This is a genomic window from Rhodococcus sp. KBW08 (assembly GCF_003852455.1).
Classification (GTDB): Bacteria; Actinomycetota; Actinomycetes; order Mycobacteriales; family Mycobacteriaceae; genus Rhodococcus_F; species Rhodococcus_F baikonurensis.
Map to the genome: position 1 here is coordinate 169,908 of NZ_QAJJ01000011.1, position 20,232 is coordinate 190,139.

Here is a 20,232-nt window from a genome sequence, read left to right on the forward strand (position 1 = left end):
ATTCGGCACGCTCATGGAACGCCAGTCGAACGCCGAATGAATTTCCTGGACACACATGGCGCCCTCGTTCCAGTCCAAGCGCATAATTGCGATAACGCACGGAGTCACTCCATGACCGACAACACCGCCCCACGAAGGGTGGGCACAGCTCCCGACCCACATCCGCCCGGACATACTCCGGGGCTTCGTAAGGGGACGATCAACAGCAGACACCTGGTCTTCTTCGTCATCGCCGCCGCAGCTCCGCTGACCATTTTGGCCGGCTTCGCGCCGCTCGGACTGATGACCGCTGGCGCTGCACTTCCGGTCGGCTACATCATTCCGGGAATCATCTATCTGCTGTTCGCGGTCGGATTCACCGCTATGAGCAGGCATATCCGAGGCGCAGGCGCCTTCTTCGCCTACATCACCGAAGGGCTCGGCGCGATCGTCGGCGCGGGATCCTCCGTAGTGGCTTACATCGGATACCTCGGTGGCCAGATCGGGTTCGTCGTCGCCTGCGGCATCTTCACGTCGGCCACCTTGGACAGTCTGTTCGACATATCCGTGCCCGTCTACGCATGTGCACTGACAATCGCCGTTCTGGTCGCTGTCGTGGGATACAACCGGGTGGACATCGGTGCCAAGGTTCTCGCAGTGCTGATGGCACTCGAGCTCGGTGTGCTCGCCGTCTTCTGCCTCGCGGTCTTGGTCAAAGGCGGACACGAAGGGCTCTCACTGACCAGTTTCTCGCCGTCGACCTTCCTGACCGCCGGCTTGGCCAGCGTCTTCGTTCTGACATTCACGTCGTTCGTCGGTTTCGAGCAAACGGCGATCTACAGCGAGGAGGTCGTCGATTCCAAGCGCACTGTTTCCCGCGCGACGTACACGGCGGTGATCATCCTGGCAGTTGTCTATTCCTTCTGCGCCTGGGTGATCGTGCAGGCCGTGGGACCGAGTCGGATGGTCGACTTCCTCGGCGGTGATCCTTCGGAACTGATCTTCGACCTCAACAGTGAATTCGCCGGCGAGGCGATGACGAACGTCATGCACCTGCTCATCGTGACAAGCTTTTTCGCGGGGTGCCTGGCACTCCATAACGCGTGTAGTCGCTATCTACTGGCCATGGGCCGAGCGCGAATCTTTCCCGTGGTTCTGGCGAAGGTGTCACCGACGACCGGTACGCCCAGCGTCGCCGGAATCGTCCAGGGCGTTCTGGTGTTCGTAGCGATCGCAGGATTTGCGTTGACCCCGGCAGATCCGTACACGGAGGTTGTTCTGTGGACGAATACCCCCACCATCATCGCCGTACTTGCTCTGCAGATCCTGACCTCGATTGCCGTGGTCCGATTCTTCTCGACAGGAGCTCGGGGAGAAGGGTTGTGGCAGAGGCTGATCGCACCCTCGCTCGCTGCCGTTGCACTCGTCGTGGCTCTCGGATTCCTGCAAGTGAACATGGGCACCATGACTGGATTGACCGCGGGTCAGAATCTGCTGTTCGTGGCGCCACTGATCGCTGCTTTCGCGGTAGGTGCCATTCGGAGCCTGTGGGTTCGTAACCACTCGATCGAGGTGTTGTCAGCATGAGCGAATACGCATGGTCGGTCCCCGGCGGTTTGGTCGAACGGCCGGGATCGGTTCCAGGAGAGCCGGAAATTTGGGTTTACGCCGACAAGTTCTCGTACTTCGCCGGTGAAACCGTCTCTCTTCGAGTTCACACCACAGCAGACGAATACGACCTCGAGGTGGTGCGCGACGGCGCACGTCCACAGAGCATCGTCAAATACCTCGGTTTGCCGGGCAAACAACAGCTCACGCCCGACGACGCCTATGCAGTCGGTTGCGATTGGTCTGAATCCGTTGCCGTCACCGTTGCGCCGAACTGGGCGTCGGGGATGTATTTGGTCCTGGTGCGCATACGCCACGAAGGTGTGGTTGTCGAGCGGGAGGGCTTCTTCGTCGTGAAGGCGCGCGAACCCGAGCCTGCCGACTTCGTTCTCATTCACACCACCAGCACGATGTTGGCCTACAACGACTGGGGTGGGGCCAACCACTACCGGGGCGTTCCGGACGGCTCCGGAGATGTGCCGACACCGATTTCCTCGACGCAACGTCCCGTTGCGCGGGGGATGCTGCGCAAACCCGAGGGTGCAGCGCGCAACATTCACACCGACACACCGGGAATCGGATGGATTCCGCGTCACCCACCGTACGAATGGGCGTGGGTGAACGGCTACTCGCGTCACCATGCGGACGCCTTCTGGGCCACGTACGAACGCCCGTTCACGGTGTGGGCGGAAGAGCAGGCATTCCTCGTCCACCACATCACCCAACACGATCTGCACGAGGATCCTTCAGCGCTGCAGGGATACTCATGTGCGGTCATCGTCGGCCACGACGAGTACTGGTCGTGGGAAATGCGTGATCGTATCGACGCCTTCGTCGAAGAGGGGGGTGGTCTGGCGCGATTCGGCGGTAACTTCCTGTGGCAGGTACGCATCGAAGGTGACGCACAGGTCTGCTACAAGAATCCGTTCGAAGATCCGATGCGAGAAGTCGACCCGACGCGGGTGACGACAGCATGGGATTCGCCCGAGGTCGACCGGCCGGGAGCGTGGACGATGGGTTTGACCGGCATGGCCGGTGTTTACAGTCGTTACGGAGCAACAACTCCCAGGTCGTCCGGTGGGTTCACGGTGTACCGGCCTGACCATTGGGTGCTGAACGGAACGGATCTGTACTACGGAGACAACTTCGGAAGCGCGCCGATGTGTGTGGCCGGTTTCGAGATGGACGGCGTGGACTTCACGTTCCGCAAGGGGCAGCCCTATGCGACCGGAGTCGACGGTGCCCCCGAGGACCTGGAGATCATCGCGATGGCACCGGCGGTGACCGGTTCACGGGACAACTGGAACGGGGCGGTCCCGATCGGTGCGCCCTTTGCCGAGGTGCAGGGAATCATCGAATGCTTTTACGGCAGTGAGACTCCCGAGCATCTTCGTGACCTCGAATACGGATCGGGAATGGTTGCCTGTCACAAGCGAGGTCTCGGGACGGTATTCAACGCTGGTTCCACCGAATGGGTGAACGGATTGATCCATCACGATCCCTTCACCGAGCAAATAACCACGAACGTACTGAATCTGTTTGCTGCACAAATTTCGAGCTCCAACACGAAGGAAAACTGACATGAGTGTCAACGACATTCGAACATTCGGGCCAGGATTGGGGACGCGGTTCGTCCCGGAGTGGGGTGACGATGCGAGCCCGAACTGGTCGGAATCCGAATGGCGGTCGTTCGGGGATTCGAACGGTGAATACTTCGGCGGCGGTTGGGAAGGTGAACCCGGGACGCTCTTGTGTGATCCTTACCCGTACGACGAGGTCTGCATCATGATCAGCGGCCGGGTGGCGCTGATCGACCTCGACGGAAACCGTCGCGAATTCACATCCGGTGATGCGTTTTTCGTTCCGAAGTCGTTCCGCGGAGTCTGGGAAACCGTCGAGCCGTCCAAGAAGTATTTCATCGCACTGCCGGGAGCACGCTCGTGAGTGTTGCCTCGACCATGAGCGTCGAGGTCTTCGGCCACGTCATCGACGGAGTCTGTGAGACACCGGTTGGGCATCAGTCCGAACTGGTGAATCCTGTGACCGGTGACGTGTACGCGCGTGCGGCCGTCGGTGCGGCAGACGTGGTCGATCGGGCTTGTCGGTCCTCGGCGGCGGCTTCGAGGAAGTGGCGTCGTTCGACGCCGGCGCAACGTCAAGAGTTGCTGCTGGCGCTCGCGGACGCACTTGAATCGAACGCGAAGTACTTTCTGGAGGTCGAATGTCGTAGTACGGGAAAACCTTTGGCACAAGTTCGGGACGACGAGATTCCTCAGTGTGTCGACTTCCTGCGGTATTTTGCGGGCATTGCCCGTTCGCTGCCCGGTGCAGCCGCAATGGAGTACGCCGAGGGCGCGACATCGTATGTCAGGCGTGAACCGATCGGCGTGATCGGTTCGATCGCACCGTGGAACTATCCGTTGATGATGGCGGTCTGGAAGATCGCGCCGGCACTCGCAACCGGGAACACTCTCGTGCTCAAGCCGGCCGAGGAGACTCCGGAAACCGCCGTGATGCTGGGAGTGCTTGCTGCGCAGATCTATCCGCCCGGAGTGCTCAACGTGGTGTGCGGTGATCGCGATACGGGCGCCGCGCTTGTTGCTCATCCAGTGCCCCGAATGATTGCACTGACGGGGTCGACGAGGGCGGGTGTTGCGGTGGCCAAAGCTGCGGCGGAGGACACGAAACTGCTGCATCTGGAACTCGGGGGCAAGGCCCCCGCTGTTGTTTTCGCCGACGCGGACCTCGACGGCGCAGTTGCGGGGATCGTTGCCGGCGCCTTTTACAACAGCGGTCAAGACTGCACTGCTGCGACCAGGATTCTGGTGCAAGACCCGATCGTGGAGGAGTTCACCGCGAGGTTGACTGCGGCGGTGGCTGACTTGCGATTGGGAGGTCCTGAGGCGGTTGATCGCCTCGGCCCTCTCGTCAGTCGAGCCCATCGTGACCGGGTGGCGGAAATGGTCAACCGGCGATCGATCAATACGAACGTACGTATTGGCGGAGGGAAACCTGCAGGACCTGGGTTTTTCTACCTACCGACGGTAATCTCCGGGGTCGAGCAGGACGACGAGTTGGTTCAGGAGGAACTCTTCGGGCCGGTCGTCACCGTCCAAGCTTTCTCCACTGAAGCCGAAGCGATCGAGCTTGCGAACGGGACGAAGTATGCGCTGGCCTCGAGCGTATGGACCGCCGACCATGGAACTGCGATGAGAATGACGGCAGAACTGGACTTCGGCTGCGTCTGGGTGGGTACGCACGGAACGCTGACGGCGGAGATGCCCCACGGAGGATTCGGCAGTTCGGGGTACGGCAAGGACCTGTCCGAATTTGCATTGGCGGAGTACACGAGGGTCAAGCACGTCATGCATGTGACGGGAGCCTGACTCCTCGGCAATACGCAGCGTCGTCGTGACTCGGGGATCTGCAAGCTGTTGAATTCTGACTCCAGGAGGCTGCCATGGGTTCATCCGACACCGATCTCAAAGCGCTCGACAGCGTTATCACCGTCGCTGGTGCCTTAGCGGCGATATTCGGCGGAATCGCTGGAGTTGCCGGGCCGGCAACTTTTCTCGGAACCGGCGGAGGTTCTCAGGTTTTCGGCTGACATCACTGACGCTCGGACCGTTCGATTCTGATGATCAGATCCGAGCGTGACCTGACTCCGCTGATCAATTCGGCGTTCGGTTGATCTACCCGTTTCACCCACTCTGCAGCCGCTTCGGAACTCTTTCCGAAGCGGCTGTGGCGTTTCACCAATCGCTTCGTGCGAGTTGCTTCCGGAACGTCGAGATACCAGACCTCGTCGAGTGTTGCTCGCACTTCCGGCCATCCACCACTTTGCAGGAGGAGATAGTTCCCCTCGGTGACTATCAGCGGCGTACGTGGGTCGACGGCCGTTGTGCTGCCTATCGATTCGTCGAACTCGCGATCGAAGACGGGAGCGTAGACCGTCGAGTTCGAGGCTTGGAGTCGGCGTAGTAGAGCCGCGTACCCGCCGACGTCGAAGGTGTCCGGTGCGCCTTTGCGTTCACGCCTGCCGAGTCTGTCGAGTTCCCGATTGGCAAGATGGAAACCGTCCATCTCGACGATGGCGCAACGAGAACCCAATCTCCGCACAATTGCCTGTGATGCCGTCGATTTTCCGGCTCCCGGTGCGCCCGTGATGCCGAGGATTCTCGGGCCGTCGTCGGTGATCAGGGAAGCAGCGCGCGAAGCAAGTTGGTCGAGCGTCAGCGAGACGGTCGGCGGTGAGGTCCTCACTTGTTGCTCCGATCAATCCGAAGGACGGGTGCATCGAGGGTACGCCGGAAGTTTCGACCATTGACAGTCTGAATGGACTGTGAAACTGTGAGCCATGCCACTCGGGAAGTTGGAGGTGAAACCGTGACCCTGCGCGATGCGCAGCGCGAAGCGACGCGCCACCGGATTCTCGATGCGGCAACGGATTTATTGATAGCGGACGGGTATTCGTCGCTGACGACGCAGTCGGTGCAAACCGCTGCCGGAGTCAGTCGGGGCGCTCTGCTGCACCACTTTCCGAACATGCAGGAGCTCACTGCGGCGTTGGTGTCGAATATCGTCGTGCGGAACGAGGCGGCGGTACGAGTTGCCATGTCTCGGCAGGATTCGTCGGTGGACACGATCGAGAACTCGATCTCCGCTCTGTATTCGGCGTTGACTCAGCCGCCGTTTCAAGCGGAACTCGAACTGTGGTCGGCGGCTCGCACGGATCCGGTCTTGGCGGAGGTACTCCGGGAATCGGAGCGAATCGCCGGACGGGATCTACGGCGAGTTGTCCACGACGCTTTCGGTCCCGAAATTGTTGCTTCCGAGAACTATTCCCAGATTGCAGATCTGACGGTGCTGATGCTCCGTGGTTTGGCGCTGTCCCGGGCAGTGCAGAAGAGCGACGCATCTGCGCGTCGTTCGATCAGTCAATGGGCAGGCGTCGTTCGCCTGCTCCTCACCCAGAACTAGCGCAACTCGTTTCGATCGAGGTGCGCTCTGTCGACAGGACCGAAGATGACGGATTTTGCGACTCTGAAATACGAGACCTCGAGCGGTAAGGCATATATCACGCTCAACCGCCCCGACCGGCTCAACGCGATCGACGACCGAATGCCGTCGGACATTCGGCATGCGGTGGCAGCGGCCAATGACGACGACGATGTTCGCGTGATCATCTTGCAAGGTGCGGGTACGGCGTTTTGTGCCGGATACGACCTCAAGAAGTTTGCCGAGGGCGATCTCGACGGAAAGTGGAACCAGGGCCCGGTGTGGGATCCCATCAAGGACTTTCGCGGGATGAAGCAGAATACCGACGACTTCTTCACGCTCTGGCGATCGCTCAAGCCGACGATCTGCAAGGTCCAGGGATACGCGATCGCCGGCGGGAGTGACATCGCGCTGTCCTGCGACATGCTGATCATGGCCGACGACGCCCGCATCGGGTATCCACCCGCGCGTGTCTGGGGTTGCCCGACAACAGCGATGTGGGTGTACCGCCTCGGGGCCCAACGTGCCAAGCGAATGTTGTTGACGGGAGACACCATTGACGGTGTCACCGCCGCCGATTGGGGGTTGGCACTCGAATCGGTGCCCGCCGACGAATTGGACGCTGCGGTGGAGGCCTTGGCGGATCGCATCGCCGGTGTCCCGCTCAATCAATTGGCAATGCAGAAGATGATGATCAATCAGGCGTACGACAACATGGGATTGCAGGGCACCCAGGTGCTGGCAACTCTGTTCGACGGAATCACGCGTCACTCTCCGGAAGGGCGCTGGTTCAAGGATTTTGCCGAACGTGACGGATTCCATGCCGCGGTGCAGTACCGCGATTCCGGCCGCAAGATTCCAGACGGAGGCGGGCCGCTCCCCGCATCCGACACCCCTCCTCGATAGAAAGTGGATGTGAGATGAGCAGTGTTCTCGAAACGTCGTACTTCCCTGCTGACGTGTCGGACCCGATTGCGGAACAAACGGTGGGTGGGCTGCTGCGAGAGTGCGCCGCGGACTCGCCGAACCTGACAGCAATCAGAGAAGTGGTTCCGGCGCAATCGCATTCGCTGTCCGGGGCCGCTGAAACAGATCGCACCTGGACCTTCGGTGAACTTCTGGCGGAAGCGGAGGGATGTGCGCACTACCTCTTGTCGCAGTTCGACCGCGGCGACCGGATCACCGTTTGGGCACCGAATGTTCCGGAATGGATGATTCTGCAATACGGCGCTGCGCTCGCCGGGATGGTTCTGGTGACTGCCAATCCTGCGCTGGGTGCGGAGGAGCTGGCGTACGTCTTGTCACAATCCCAGTCTCGCGGGCTCTTCCACACCGGAAAGTTCCGCGGCGGCGATATGGCGGCCCTTGCATCCGAGGCGATTTCGATTTCGGGAGAGGAAGTTCTCGCAGTCAACTTCGAGGATTGGGATCGTCAGGTTCGAGGTTGGGCGGGCGAACGGGGCGTACTGCCCGAAGTCTCTCCTGACGACAATGCGCAGATCCAGTACACGTCGGGGACCACCGGCGCGCCCAAGGGGGCACTGCTGCACCACCGAGGTTTGGTCAACAATGCCGATTTCGTCAGTCGGCGAGGCAAATTCCCCGAACGCGGTTCGGTGGTTTCGGCCATGCCGCTGTTCCACACCGCCGGGTGCGGCATCCTGGTTCTCGGTGCGGCACAGCGAAGAATGTCCATCGGCCTGATCCAGTACTTCGATCCGACTGCGGTTCTCGATGCGGCGGAACGCTTTCACGCCGACGTGGTCAGTGGAGTGCCGACGATGCTGATCGCCATGATCAACGACGCCTCCTTCGCCGGCCGCGATTTCTCGGCCTGCTCGGTGGTCGTATCCGGTGGATCGTCGGTGCCGCCCGAACTCGTCAGCACGGTGGAGTCGGCCTTCGGTGCGGGATTCAGCATCGTCTACGGACAAACCGAGGCCAGCCCCGTGATCACACAAACCAGTCCGGCGGACACGCCCGAAGACAAGTCGGAGACGGTCGGCCTCGCGTTGCCTCAGGTCGAGGTGAAGATCTCCGACGTCGTGACCGGGGACAGCGTCCCGCTCGGCGAACAGGGCGAGATCTGTGCTCGCGGGTACCTCGTCATGACCGAGTACTTCCGCAATCCGGAGGCCTCGGCCGCCACCGTCGACGAGGACGGTTGGTTGCATACCGGTGACCTGGGAACGATGGATCAACGTGGATACGTCCGGGTGACCGGCCGCCTCAAGGACATGATCATCCGCGGCGGGGAGAACATCTATCCGCGTGAGGTCGAGTCCGTGATCTTCACGCACCCGAAGATTCTGGACGTCGCGGTTGTCGGTGTCCCCGACGAGGTGTGGGGGGAGCGGGTTGTCGCCGTGATCCGGTGGAAGGACGAGTCCGACCAACCGACCGCCGCTGAACTGGTCGAATTCTGCACCGAACGACTGGCTCGCCACAAGGCACCCAAGGAGTGGTTCAGTGCGGAGGCGTTTCCACTGACAGGGTCGGGCAAGATCCAGAAGTATCGGATCGCGAGCTTGGTAGGCGAAGGCGCTTACGGGGTCGTCAGCTGATCTCAGCGCATAGCACGTCGGAGCGATTCTGTCTGGCTTATCCCCGTAAATCGCTTCGACGTGCCCTGTTTATCCTGGTGGCGTGAGTTCATCCCTCGGTGAGACCGGACACAAAGCCAACTCCAACCGCATTCGCGCCACAGCCTTTGCGTCGAAGGTGATGTCCGCGGCCGACGCGGTGAAGTTCATTCATCCGGGTGACACCGTCGCGATCAGTGGTTTCGCCAGTGCCGGTACACCCAAGGTTGTGATCCCGGCTCTCGCCGAGCGCATTCACCAGACCCGCGGCAACGGATCGAACTTCACGATCAATCTCCTCACCGGCGCTTCGGTGTCCACCGAGACCGAGAGACTGCTCGCGGAGGTCGACGGAATCGCGCTGCGCATGCCGTATCAGTCCGAGGCCACCGCACGTCGCCGGATCGACGACGGGCGCATGGACTACGTGGACATCCATCTCTCCCACGTGGCTCAGCAGGTGTGGGAGGGCTACTACGGCAACGTCGACGTCGCTGTGGTCGAGGTCGCGGGTATCACCGAATCGGGTGAACTGATTCCCTCCGCGTCGATCGGCAACAACAAGACGTGGCTCGACGTCGCCGACAGGGTCATCCTCGAAGCCAACTCATGGGTCCCCGAGGCGATGGAAGGTATTCACGACGTCTATTACGGCACCGCGCTGCCTCCGCATCGCAAGCCGCTCGAGATTATTCGTGTCGAGGACCGGATCGGCCAGACCACGTTCCGGGTGGATCCCGCGAAGGTTGTGGCCGTTGTCGAGACCAACTGCCGTGACAGTGCGAGCCCACTCACCGCGCCCGACGCCGTCAGTGAGGCGATCGCCGGCCACGTCCTGGAATTCTTCGACTTCGAGGTTCGTGCCGGACGGATGCCTGCCGATACGTTGCTTCCGCTGCAGGCGGGCATCGGCAATGTCGCCAACGCGGTGCTCGGAGGTCTCGATCGCGGGCCGTACCGAGGGTTGACCTGCTACTCCGAGGTCATCCAGGACGGGATGCTGAAGCTCATCAAAGACGGAACCGTCGCGCATGCGTCGTCGACGGCGTTGGCGCTCACCGAAGAAGGCATCGAGGAACTGACTGCGAACATCGACTTCTATCGCAATCACATCACGCTGCGACCGCAGGAGATCAGCAACCATCCAGAGGTGGTGCGCAGACTCGGAATCATCGCCATGAACGGCATGCTCGAGGCCGACATCTACGGCAATGTGAACTCGACGCACGTCATGGGGACGAAGATCATGAACGGAATCGGCGGCTCGGGAGACTTCGCCCGCAATGGCTACGTGTCCATGTTCCTGAGCCCGTCGACGGCCCGCGGCGGTGAGATCTCGGCGATCGTGCCGATGGTCCCGCACGTCGATCACACCGAGCACGACACCCAGGTGCTTGTCACCGAGCAGGGATTGGCGGATCTGCGAGGTCTGTCTCCGCGGCGACGCGCACGCCTGATCGTCGACAACTGTGCTCACCCGGAGTTCCGGCCGCTGCTCCACGATTACATCGCCCGCGCCGACGCTCAGCCGGGTGCGGGGCAGACTCCGCACCTCCTGGGCGAGGCATTCTCGTTCCATCAGCGGTACATCGACACGGGTTCGATGCGCCTTTCCTGACCTTTCGATCGGTGCTTGTACGATCTTCGGACGCCGAGCAAATCAGGAGTGAAGAGCGACATGGCTCGACCGTCGAAACCGTTGATCAGCCGAACCGCCGCAGTTGCCGCGGCAATCTCGATTATCGATGCCGAGGGCTTGGACGCTTTCAGTCTTCCGCGTCTGGCCAAGTACCTCGACGTCAAAGCTCCGTCGTTGTATCACCATTTCTCCGACAAGAACGAGATTTTGACGGAGGTTGCGCGAGCAATCGTGTTCGAGACCAGGATTCCGCGTCAACCCGCGTCGGGCGATTGGCAAGATTGGGTTGTCGCGTACGGCTTGAACTTTCGGGATGTGATTCTGCGACACCGTAATGCCGCGCCGGTGATGTTGCAGTTTCTTCCGAGAGACCTCGTGACTGACATGTTCGAGGCGGCAGCAGACTACCTCGAGAGTTCGGGAGTTCCTGTGCGGCTGCATGTTCAGATCCTCGACGGCCTCGAGAAGCTGACCTTGGGTGTCACCCTCACGGAGGCGATGAGGCCCGAGGCCAAGCGTTCCGCCGTTTTTGCCAACGTAGATCGAATTGCCCACCCGGTCCTCGACGCCGCACTGAAGTCGAATCAACGTACGCCCAGGCAGTTGTACGAACAGATGATGCGAAGTTTCCTCTACGGGGTTCTTCACGCCGACCAAGTGGACAACTCGATCTGATCAAGCGGCAGGTACAGATACCTTTTCGCCGTCGACGGCAAGGGCGACTGATTCCCTGGTATTGCGAATCTGTGCGTACGCGATCGTTGCGGCGGCGAGCAGGGTCGGTACGACGAAGAGGAAGAAGATGGATTCCGTCGTCCACGAACGGTCGACGAGTAGACCGATCCCCAACGGCGTCACGATACTTCCGATGCGGCCGAGTCCCGCTGCGATTCCGAGAGCGGAGACACGTGCTTCGGGGCGGAAGAGGATCGGCACCATGACGTACAGGCCGGTGTAGGCCGCGGTCATACACAGCCCGAGCAGAGCTGACGCCACCAGCGCGGGGCTGAGTTGAGTCGAGACCAGAGCGAGGACGCCGAACAGTAGCGATCCGGCGAGGATGAAGCCCATCGTGATCCACATCGAGGCGAATCGAAGGGCCAGCCCGGCGAAGACCAGAGTTCCGAGCGCGCCTCCGAGCGAGAACATCAGTCCACCACTGATTCCGGCGTTGTTGGACATGCCGGCAAGCTTGAGAAGTTTCGGTGTCCAGGTATTGCCGAAGAAGTATGCGATGTTGACCAGGCCGAAGACGATGCATGTCGTCGCCAGGGCCCAGGACTTCAGGTGCGCAGATCCGGAGACGTTCGGTGACCGCCGCGCGGGTGTCGTGTGACTACCCGTAGTCGGGACTTCGGTCAGTTTCATCTTGGAGATCAGTTCGTCCAGCTTCTTTCGCGACGACTCGGTTCCCTTGGCTGCGAGGAAGTCCGGTGATTCGGGGATTCCGAAATAGGCCACACCCGCCATTATCGCCGTGACGACCGCGCCGAGCAGGAATGCGGAGTGCCAGCCGTAGGTCGACATCAGCACCGCTGCTCCGGCGCCGCCGAGTACACCCCCGAGGGGAATGCCGATCGCGAACAGTGCGATGAGCGTCGAGCGCTTGCGTGCAGGTGCGTACTCGCCGACGATGATCGGCGAACTCGGGATGATGCCGCCCATACCGACGCCCGCCAGCAGGCGCGCAAGCGCAAGTTGTGTGACGTCCCCGCTGGCTGCGGATAGTAGAAGACCGACTGTGATGACTACCAGCGAACCGATCAGGAGGGGGCGGCGCCCGTATCGGTCTCCGACCGGTCCCAAGGCGATCGAGCCGACTGCCATGCCGATGAGGCCGGCGCTGAAAAGCATGCCGGACTGGGTGCCGGATATCCCCCAGTCGTCCGTGATCGGCAGTATGGCGAGTGACATCGAAAGGATGTCGTATCCCTCGGCCATGTTGACCAGCGTGCACAGAAGGATTACCCGTATTTGGAGTCTGCTGAGCGGAGACGCATCGATCAGTTCGCGTGCTGAAGCCATCGTGCTCCTTAGTCGGAAGGGGTGGTTGCGGGTGTGGCTTGGAATGTGCGCTCGGATGTTGTTCACCAGCAGCAGTTTTCGTGTGGGAACTGAATCGGTGTGCCTCAAGTCACATTGGTTAATCTAACGCAGTTCGGTTAAATGGTCAATGCGTACGCCGTCGGTAAAACTAATGGCGTATGGTTTAGCGTACGAGACGGGGTGATCTGCTGAGCCTGTTTGGCTGTTGGCTGGATTGTGTTGTTGTGCAACGGTTTTGCCATCATTGATGGTTGACAGGTTGGCTGGGGGAGCTTACGTTTCACCGAGATGTAAACAGTTACTGACAACTTCCTGGGACGCTGCGGCCCGCAGGAGGGAAGGAATGGTTTCCCATGGCCCTCTCCGATTTCTTCGACCAAGGGTGGAGCGTCGATCCCGCCGCCATCGCATATCGTCACGGTGACGTCGACTGGACGTTCGAAGAAGCGGGTTCGCTGTCCTGTCGTGTCGCTAACGCGTTGCTGCGAGACGGAATGAAGCCGGAAACCAAGATCGGCGTTCTCGCGCCCAATGATCCCGCAGCGTGGTTGTGCGTCATCGCTGCCTGGCGTGCCGGTGGAACCTGGGTGCCTCTCAATCCGAACAGTCCGATCACGGACAGTATCGGATTCATCAACCAGTTCGATTGCGAGATTCTCTTCTATCACCCTGCGCTCGCCGCAGCTGTAGACGAGATTCACGGTGCAGTCGGTGACCGCATCCAGTACATCTGTCTCGAGGGTGGCTCTGTCGAAGGCACTAGTGGGTACGCCGTTGCGTTGGCGGACTGGCTCGGCGTCGTACCGGCGACGAGGCCGACGGTGGACGTTCCACAGGATTCCGTTGCGATGATTTCACCGACCGGTGGCACGACGGGGGCTCCCAAGGGTGTGATGAACACCCACCGCAGCTTCTCGATGTGTGTTGCGCAGCTGATGCTTGCCATGCACTATCGCGCCGACGAGAAGGTGGTCAACCTCGCGGCCGCTCCCATGACGCACTCCGCCGGAATGCTGACCCTGCCGGCAACTGCCCGCGGCGGCGCCGTCGTCGTGCTGAAGCGGCCGGATCCGGAGACCCTGCTCGATTCGATCGACCGATACAACGTCACCGACCTATTCCTGCCGCCCACCGTGATCTACCGGTTGATCGAACACCCCGACCTTGCGAATTACGACCTCACGTCGCTGCGCTACTTCCTTTACGGTTCTGCCCCGATGTCGGCCGAGAAGCTGCGCAAGTGCTTGAAGGTTCTGGGTCCGGTGATGATCGAATGCTTCGGCCAGACAGAAGCCCCCGGCTCCATCAGCTTCCTGCGCCCCGAGCAGCACTTTGTCGACGGCGAGATCGCTGACGACGCCCGATTGCTGTCTTGCGGTCGGCCGTCGCCGTTGATCAGAGTCGAAATCCGCGACGACGAAGACAATGCGCTTCCGAATGGTGAGCGTGGCGAAATCTGCGTACGCGGCGACTTGGTCATGAAGGGGTACTACGACAACCCCGAGGCGACTGCCGACACCATACGTGACGGTTGGCTCCACACCGGCGACATCGGATACCTCGACAACGAAGGCTTCCTGACGCTCACCGACCGCAAGAAAGACATGATCATCTCAGGCGGATTCAACGTCTTCCCGGCAGAGGTCGAGCAGGTGATCTGGTCGCACCCCGCTGTTCAGGACTGCGCCGTCATCGGCATCCCGGACCCGGAATGGGGCGAGGCCGTCACCGCTGTCGTCGAGCTCAACGAAGGCGCAGAAGTAGGCGCCGACGAACTGATTGCCCTGTGTCGCAACAAGCTCGGAGGCGTCCGCGCTCCGAAGCGAATCGACTTCGTCGAACGACTCCCGCGCAGCGTCAACGGGAAGGTCCTCAAGAAGGATCTCCGGGAACTCTACTGGGCTGATCAGGCTCGACGAGTCTGACGAAAGGACAGACGAATAATGCACCCTTCATTCGACAATGCCGCCCTGCGGTGTGAAGGCACGAGCATCAGACTGCTGGCTTCGCAGTGCAGTCGGTGCGAGAACATCAGCTTCCCCTGCCGTGAGCGTTGCGCCAAGTGCTACGCCCCTGCGTCGCAGATCCAACTGGCAGAGTCCGGGACCGTCTTATCGCATTGCACTGCAGCGTTTCCGATTGCCGGAGTGCAACCTCCCGTGACCATCGCGCAGGTGCGTATCGGTGACGCCGACATCGAAATTCTGGGAGTCAGTACAGGTCCCGTTCGGATCGGCGATGTGGTTTCCGTTGTTCCCCGCACTGCGAGCACGGAAGACGCACTGTTCACGACATACGGTTTCGAAAAGGAGTCGCGCGATGCGTGAGGTATACATCTCGGGTGTCGGAATGACGCCGTTCGTCTCCAAAACGACGACACTGCCGCACGTTCAGGGGGGACAGGCGTTGAACGCGGCCCTCGAGGATTCCGGTTTGGACTGGGCTGAAATCGGCCTGCTCGTGGTCGGTGCAGTCGGTACCGGAATGTCGTCCGCTCCGCTGGTTCTGCACGAAATGGCGTGGACCGGCATTCCAGCTGTTGCGGTGGAGAACGCATCAGCAACTGGCACAGCGGCTTTCGAGCAGGCCCGCGCTGCTGTGGCCTCGGGGCAGGTGGAAACCGCTGCGGTGGTCGGAATCGGAAGCCTCGGTGCTCTCTTGATGAGCCGCGCTGCCGAGGGGGAACGTGCACCGGACTTGATTTCTGTATCCGGAATGGCAGTTCCTGCCGTTCCGTTTGCGTTGATGAAGCAGGCCCGCATGCATCGACACGGCGAATCGGCCGATACCAGCCTCCTGGTGGTGGAGAAGAACCTTTTCAATGCAAGTCGAAATCCCATGGCGCAGCGCAACAAAGCGTTGACGATGGACGAGTTGAAAGCTGCACCGATGCTGGTGGATCCGCTCCGGCGCGTCGAATCCTGCCCGATCGGTGACGGCGCAGCGGCAGTCGTCATCACCAGCAGAAGACTCGCGAACGTCAGTCGGGTCGTCCGAGTGGCTGCCGCCGTAGCGGAGACCGACAAGTGGCACGGGGCTGCCGCGTTCATGCCTGATCTCGGTGTGACCAAGCGGGTCTCCGCCCGTGCCTACGAGCAAGCCGACATTCGCCCCGACAGCGTCGACGTCGTAGAGGTTCACGAGGCCTTCAGCGTCGAAGAACTGCAGTACATCGAGGATCTCGGGTTGGCGGCAGAAGGGAAGGCCTCGTTCGCGATGGCAGACGGCGACTTCCACATCGGAGGCCGTGTCGCGGTCAGTCCCAGTGGTGGACTTATCGGCCGTGGACATCCCGGTGGAGCTACCGGTCTTTCCCAGTTCGTCGAGATCACGCAACAGATTCGTGGGCAGTCCGGGGTCCGTCAGCACGACGGTGCGCGGGTCGGATTCGCGCAGATGATCGGAGCCGGCGGAGTGAGTTACGCGCATATCCTGGTCGGCGAAGACTAGCGGTTCCGGCACGACAGTCCGCCCACTTTCGGCACGTGGTGGAAGAATGCGGGGGTGAACGCAACCGGAGTGCCCACAGAAGTGCTTTCCCGGGTAGCCGCGGCGGGGGCGGACGATGCCGGTGGCCTACCCGTCGAACTGCTGGGTGACTTCCTCGACGTGCTCAGCGACGCGGTTTGTGAAGGAAAACCGCTGCAGCGTCGTCAGCTGCATCGTTTCCGCGCCCGCGGTGAAGAAGCAGCGCAGCAGGGTGTCGCCCTGCGAGCCCTGCTCGATCTGTATCTCTCGTCGGCCTGGCGCCTGTGGCGTGAACTCCCCGCTGTTGTTGCGGCGCAATCGGATCCGACTGCCGTAGTCGCTGCCGGTGAAGTCATGCTGCGCGCCGTCGACGATGCCGTGGCCGAACTGGCCGAAGGATTTCAGTTGGCCAGGCGATCACTGGTCCGCTCGCAGGTATCGGCACGCCGCGAGTTCGTCGACGACCTGTTGACCGGCGGCGCTGACGTCGTCGGATTGTTGGGTCGTGCTTCAGGATTCGGACTTCACCTCAGCGGGCCGCATGCTGTGGCCGTGGTGACCGCTGCCCGCGAATTCACCGACGACAACCCCTTGGTGCGGGCGGTCGAACGTGCCGTCCTGGGCAGCAAAGGCGATGCCGACGCGTTGGTTGCGAGCAAGAGCGGAAAGCTTGTCGTCGTTTTCGCGGCGCCGGATCGCGATGCCGTCGATCACGTGCTGGCGGGCATTCGATCGGCTCTCGGACCCGGAACCGACGACGACGGCCGCGTGCAGTTGCAGCGACGCGCGCTGAACGGCACCTGGCAGATCGCGGTCGGGCGTCCGCGCGCCACTGCTTCCGGCGTGGTGGCGTCGTACCGGGAAGCGCTCGACGCACTCGACCTGGCGCAACGCCTGTCGTTGGACGCGCGGGTCATCGATGCTCGTGACCTGCTGGTCTACCGGGTTCTGGTCAACGACAGGCCGGCGGTCACCGATCTGATCCACACCCTGCTCACACCGCTGCTCGAGGCGCGCGGCGGCGCAGGGCCGATGATCGACACATTGCTCGCGTACTTCTCCGCCGGCGGCAATACCGCGAAGACCGCCCGTGATCTGCATCTGTCGGTCCGCGCGGTGACGTACCGCTTGGACCGTATCCGTGAACTCACCGGCCAGAACGTCAACGACCCCAATGACAGCTTCGCCCTCCACGCAGCGGTACTGGGTGCCAAGCTGCTCGACTGGCCTGCAACCGAGCTGACCTGATCAGCTGGCGCGGGCCCGTTCCTCGTAGGCAGCGCGGGCTGCGGTGTCGACGTCACCGAGAAACTGTGTCTCGACGCCGAACAGTCGACTCAATGCCTCGTACGGCCGCCGGGGGAAGAACCCCTGCGCCTGCACCAGTAGCCCGGACACTCGCGTAATGCGCACGCGTGGTCGGGGTTTGGTCATCAATCCGACTATGGCTTCGGCGATTTCCTCCGGCTGAACCTCGCGGAATCCCTTCATTCCCGAAGTGCCCGAGGTGAGTTGGGTGTTGGTGAGCGTCGGCAGTACGGACGAGACGTGTACACCGGTGCCACGAACTTCCTTGCGAACCGAATCGGTGAATCCCAAGACCGCATGCTTGGCGCCGCAGTACGTCGACAAACCGGGGCACGGGAGTTCGCCTGCAAGCGAAGCGATGTTGATGACGTGCCCGCGCCCCCGCGGCAGCATCCGGCGCAGTGCGAGCTTGGTTCCCGTGATCACGCCGAGGACGTCGATCTCGATGATGCGTCTGGTGACGGTGTCGTCCTCGTCGACGATCCGGCCCACCGGCATGATGCCTGCATTGTTGACCAGTACGTCGATCGGGCCGAGTTCACCTTCGACGGTGTCGAGGAAGTCGAAGAACGAGGCAGGGTCGGTGACGTCGAGACGCCCGAACGTTCGGATGGCCAAATCCTTCGCCGCCTGCGCGAGAGTGGCTTCATCGATATCGCCGATCGCGACTGTCGCGCCCAGGCTGACGAGCCGTTTCGCGGTGGCGAATCCGATGCCCCGGGCACCGCCGGTGATGACCACTACCTGACCGTCGAAAGGCTTGTTCATGTCGCGAAGGTCTCCAGAACTAGGGGGATGGGATTGCAGTGACGTGAAACTGCGGTGACGAAATTGCGGTGACGAAACTGCGGTGAGATGTGATTGTGGACCAGCCGAAACTGGGTTGCTAGGGCTCCTTGGCTGAACCGAAGCGGTAGATTTGTGACAAAGTCACAAATTGGATCCCAGTCGGAAAGGCGCCCATGGACACCTCGGAGTTGGATGGTTGGATTGCGAATCTCGCGCCCATCTATCTCCAACCCGAGGTGATCGACGGTTTCGTCCAACGCATCGACGACGCCATTGCCGCGGCAAATCCCGAGGTGGCGGCTGATCGGGAGCTACGACGCGATGTGGATGCAAGCACCACGGCGCAGCTCCGCGTCATCGTGGCCGCGATCGCGGGCGGTTCCGAGGAGGTCACTCCGCCGGCGGAGTCGATTGCGCTTGCACTCACCGTCGCTCGACGCGGTATGGATCTTCGGGTCCTTCTCAAGATCTACGGTGCCGGACGCCTCGCGATGCTGGGTTTCGTCGACGAGTCGATCGAGGCGCTGCCGATCGGTCCCGAACTCAAACGTGCCCTTCTGGTTCGGGTCTGGGGCTCGGCGATGAGGTGGCTGGAAGTGACCACCGAATTGTTGGTGGCGACGTATGCGCAGGAGCGGGAGAGCCTGGCGCGCGGCGCTTTTGCACGTCGGTCCGAGACGGTGCACGCGATTGTCGCAGGCGAAGCACTTCACTCCGACGAAGCCTCCCGGATTCTGGACTACCCGATGCGGCGGCGCCACACCGCGTTTGTTCTCTGGACGGACGACACCGACCCGGCCGCGGACGTATTGGCCAGGTTGGACTCGTACGCACGTTCCTTCGTGGACGAATCCAAAGGGGAGCGTGTTCTCACTCTGCCTTCGGGCGCACGCGAGCTGTGGTCGTGGGTCGCGCATTTCGACAGCCGTGAGTGGGCGTCGCTCGATCGTGCTCGGATTTCGGATCTTCGTGTCGCAGTGGGGGCCGGCGGGTACGGGATGGAGGGATTCGCTCGCAGTCATCGCGAGGCGCTCGCCGCCCAGCGCGTCGCGGTCCGTTCCACGGGTTCGCCGGGCGTCACCGTCTACGAGGACGTTCAGGTTCCCTGTCTGCTCACCGACGATCTGGACGAACTCCGTGCGCTGGTGGCTCGGGAACTGAAGGGCTTGGCCGGCACGGACGGCGTCACGTCGCGGATCCGGAACACGGTCCGGGTCTACTACGAGAACAATTGCACCGCAGCCGCTACGGCCACAGCCCTCGGTCTGCACAAGAACACCGTGCGGTATCGACTCGATCAGGCCGAAACGCTACTAGGCCGCAGCGTGGACCAGCGTCGACTGCCGACGGAGTTGGCCCTCATCGCTCTGGAGAGCTACGGAGCCGCCGTCCTACCGAACCCCTGACTCGCTACTGCATGTCGTCGAGCCCGGGGAGCGAGTAGCCGGAGTTGTCATCCCAATCGGCGGGGGTGTCGTCGAGTGAAACGTCCCAGTCGGCGTCTGGCACCGCTCGCCGGAGTTCGGTCAGAGCGTTGAACCAGTAGACGAGCGAAGGAATCACCTCGGTCGGATCGCTCGAGATCTTCGTCGAACCGTTGAGCAGAGTGTCGGGGATATCCGACGGGTAGAGGTCGAGGACCTCCGCGTCGAACGGAAATTCGTCGTTGTGGACGGCGATGAGTCGGTCGACTTCGGCCTTCTCGTCGTCGGTCAGCGGTGTGGTGCGGACGGCGGAGTAGTACAACGAGGTGCTCATGCTTGCCAGGCTAGAACAAGATGCCCTCCAAGAGTGGTTTCGGCTGCAAACCGCCCA

19 protein-coding genes are annotated in these 20,232 nt (G+C 61.6%); 15 read left to right on the forward strand and 4 right to left on the reverse strand.

The window, feature by feature from the left end; translation table 11 throughout:
• Positions 1-111 precede the first annotated feature (111 nt).
• From DBV08_RS15805 to DBV08_RS32305, 5 genes are all read left to right on the forward strand, one after another.
• Complete coding sequence (locus DBV08_RS15805; protein ID WP_124568033.1) at positions 112-1,566, forward strand: APC family permease; 1,455 nt, start codon at positions 112-114, stop codon at positions 1,564-1,566.
• A complete protein-coding gene (locus DBV08_RS15810; RefSeq protein ID WP_124568034.1) occupies positions 1,563-3,167 on the forward strand; it encodes a N,N-dimethylformamidase beta subunit family domain-containing protein in 1,605 nt (534 codons plus the stop codon). Before DBV08_RS15805 ends, DBV08_RS15810 begins: the two co-directional genes overlap by 4 nt.
• A gap of 1 nt (position 3,168) precedes the next feature.
• Positions 3,169-3,531, forward strand: a complete 363-nt coding sequence (locus DBV08_RS15815; protein ID WP_124568035.1) for a cupin domain-containing protein — start codon at positions 3,169-3,171, stop codon at positions 3,529-3,531.
• Positions 3,532-3,545: 14 nt separating this feature from the next.
• Entirely contained in the window at positions 3,546-4,973 is a 1,428-nt protein-coding gene (locus DBV08_RS15820; RefSeq protein ID WP_185564671.1) for an aminobutyraldehyde dehydrogenase, read from the forward strand.
• Between the two features lie 74 nt (positions 4,974-5,047).
• Positions 5,048-5,194 (forward strand): hypothetical protein, encoded by a 147-nt coding sequence (locus DBV08_RS32305; RefSeq protein WP_185564659.1) that lies wholly within the window; start codon positions 5,048-5,050, stop codon positions 5,192-5,194.
• A gap of 2 nt (positions 5,195-5,196) precedes the next feature.
• On the opposite strand, the gene DBV08_RS15825 is transcribed toward DBV08_RS32305, so the two are convergent.
• Positions 5,197-5,850, reverse strand: a complete 654-nt coding sequence (locus DBV08_RS15825; protein ID WP_124568037.1) for a nucleoside/nucleotide kinase family protein — start codon at positions 5,848-5,850, stop codon at positions 5,197-5,199.
• Positions 5,851-5,973: 123 nt separating this feature from the next.
• Between DBV08_RS15825 and DBV08_RS15830 the strand changes: the two genes are divergently transcribed.
• The 5 genes from DBV08_RS15830 to DBV08_RS15850 all read left to right on the forward strand — a co-directional run bounded on the left by DBV08_RS15830 (position 5,974) and on the right by DBV08_RS15850 (position 11,481).
• Complete coding sequence (locus DBV08_RS15830; RefSeq protein ID WP_095972387.1) at positions 5,974-6,567, forward strand: TetR/AcrR family transcriptional regulator; 594 nt, start codon at positions 5,974-5,976, stop codon at positions 6,565-6,567.
• A 45-nt stretch (positions 6,568-6,612) separates the two neighbouring features.
• Positions 6,613-7,491: a crotonase/enoyl-CoA hydratase family protein gene (locus DBV08_RS15835; RefSeq protein ID WP_095972357.1), complete on the forward strand. Its 879-nt coding sequence runs from the start codon at positions 6,613-6,615 to the stop codon at positions 7,489-7,491.
• Between the two features lie 14 nt (positions 7,492-7,505).
• Positions 7,506-9,149 carry an AMP-binding protein gene (locus DBV08_RS15840; RefSeq protein WP_124568038.1) on the forward strand — a complete coding sequence of 548 codons (1,644 nt, stop codon included), beginning with the start codon at positions 7,506-7,508 and terminating at the stop codon, positions 9,147-9,149.
• A gap of 82 nt (positions 9,150-9,231) precedes the next feature.
• Complete coding sequence (locus DBV08_RS15845) at positions 9,232-10,785, forward strand: acetyl-CoA hydrolase/transferase family protein (RefSeq protein WP_124568039.1); 1,554 nt, start codon at positions 9,232-9,234, stop codon at positions 10,783-10,785.
• A gap of 60 nt (positions 10,786-10,845) precedes the next feature.
• Positions 10,846-11,481, forward strand: a complete 636-nt coding sequence (locus DBV08_RS15850; RefSeq protein ID WP_095972388.1) for a TetR family transcriptional regulator — start codon at positions 10,846-10,848, stop codon at positions 11,479-11,481.
• Here DBV08_RS15850 and DBV08_RS15855 read toward each other — a convergent pair whose 3' ends face one another.
• On the reverse strand, positions 11,482-12,831 hold the full coding sequence (locus DBV08_RS15855; protein ID WP_124568040.1) for an MFS transporter: 1,350 nt from the start codon (positions 12,829-12,831) through the stop codon (positions 11,482-11,484).
• A 374-nt stretch (positions 12,832-13,205) separates the two neighbouring features.
• Between DBV08_RS15855 and DBV08_RS15860 the strand changes: the two genes are divergently transcribed.
• The 4 genes from DBV08_RS15860 to DBV08_RS15870 all read left to right on the forward strand — a co-directional run bounded on the left by DBV08_RS15860 (position 13,206) and on the right by DBV08_RS15870 (position 17,568).
• The gene (locus tag DBV08_RS15860; protein ID WP_124568041.1) at positions 13,206-14,777 is read left to right on the forward strand and encodes an AMP-binding protein; all 1,572 of its coding nucleotides are present in this window, start codon (positions 13,206-13,208) and stop codon (positions 14,775-14,777) included.
• Positions 14,778-15,011: 234 nt separating this feature from the next.
• Positions 15,012-15,179: a hypothetical protein gene (locus tag DBV08_RS32310; RefSeq protein ID WP_166809845.1), complete on the forward strand. Its 168-nt coding sequence runs from the start codon at positions 15,012-15,014 to the stop codon at positions 15,177-15,179.
• Positions 15,172-16,302, forward strand: coding sequence for a thiolase family protein (locus DBV08_RS15865; RefSeq protein ID WP_166809844.1), 1,131 nt, complete (start codon positions 15,172-15,174; stop codon positions 16,300-16,302). Before DBV08_RS32310 ends, DBV08_RS15865 begins: the two co-directional genes overlap by 8 nt.
• A gap of 54 nt (positions 16,303-16,356) precedes the next feature.
• Complete coding sequence (locus tag DBV08_RS15870; protein WP_124568043.1) at positions 16,357-17,568, forward strand: CdaR family transcriptional regulator; 1,212 nt, start codon at positions 16,357-16,359, stop codon at positions 17,566-17,568.
• Here DBV08_RS15870 and DBV08_RS15875 read toward each other — a convergent pair whose 3' ends face one another.
• The gene (locus tag DBV08_RS15875) at positions 17,569-18,396 is read right to left on the reverse strand and encodes an SDR family oxidoreductase (RefSeq protein ID WP_124568044.1); all 828 of its coding nucleotides are present in this window, start codon (positions 18,394-18,396) and stop codon (positions 17,569-17,571) included.
• 194 nt (positions 18,397-18,590) lie between these two features.
• Here DBV08_RS15875 and DBV08_RS15880 point away from each other — a divergent pair, with 194 nt between their 5' ends.
• Positions 18,591-19,823, forward strand: a complete 1,233-nt coding sequence (locus tag DBV08_RS15880) for a CdaR family transcriptional regulator (protein WP_124568045.1) — start codon at positions 18,591-18,593, stop codon at positions 19,821-19,823.
• Between the two features lie 4 nt (positions 19,824-19,827).
• Here the strand turns inward: DBV08_RS15880 and DBV08_RS15885 are convergent, their stop codons facing one another.
• Positions 19,828-20,175, reverse strand: coding sequence for a hypothetical protein (locus tag DBV08_RS15885; RefSeq protein WP_095972365.1), 348 nt, complete (start codon positions 20,173-20,175; stop codon positions 19,828-19,830).
• Positions 20,176-20,232 lie beyond the last annotated feature (57 nt).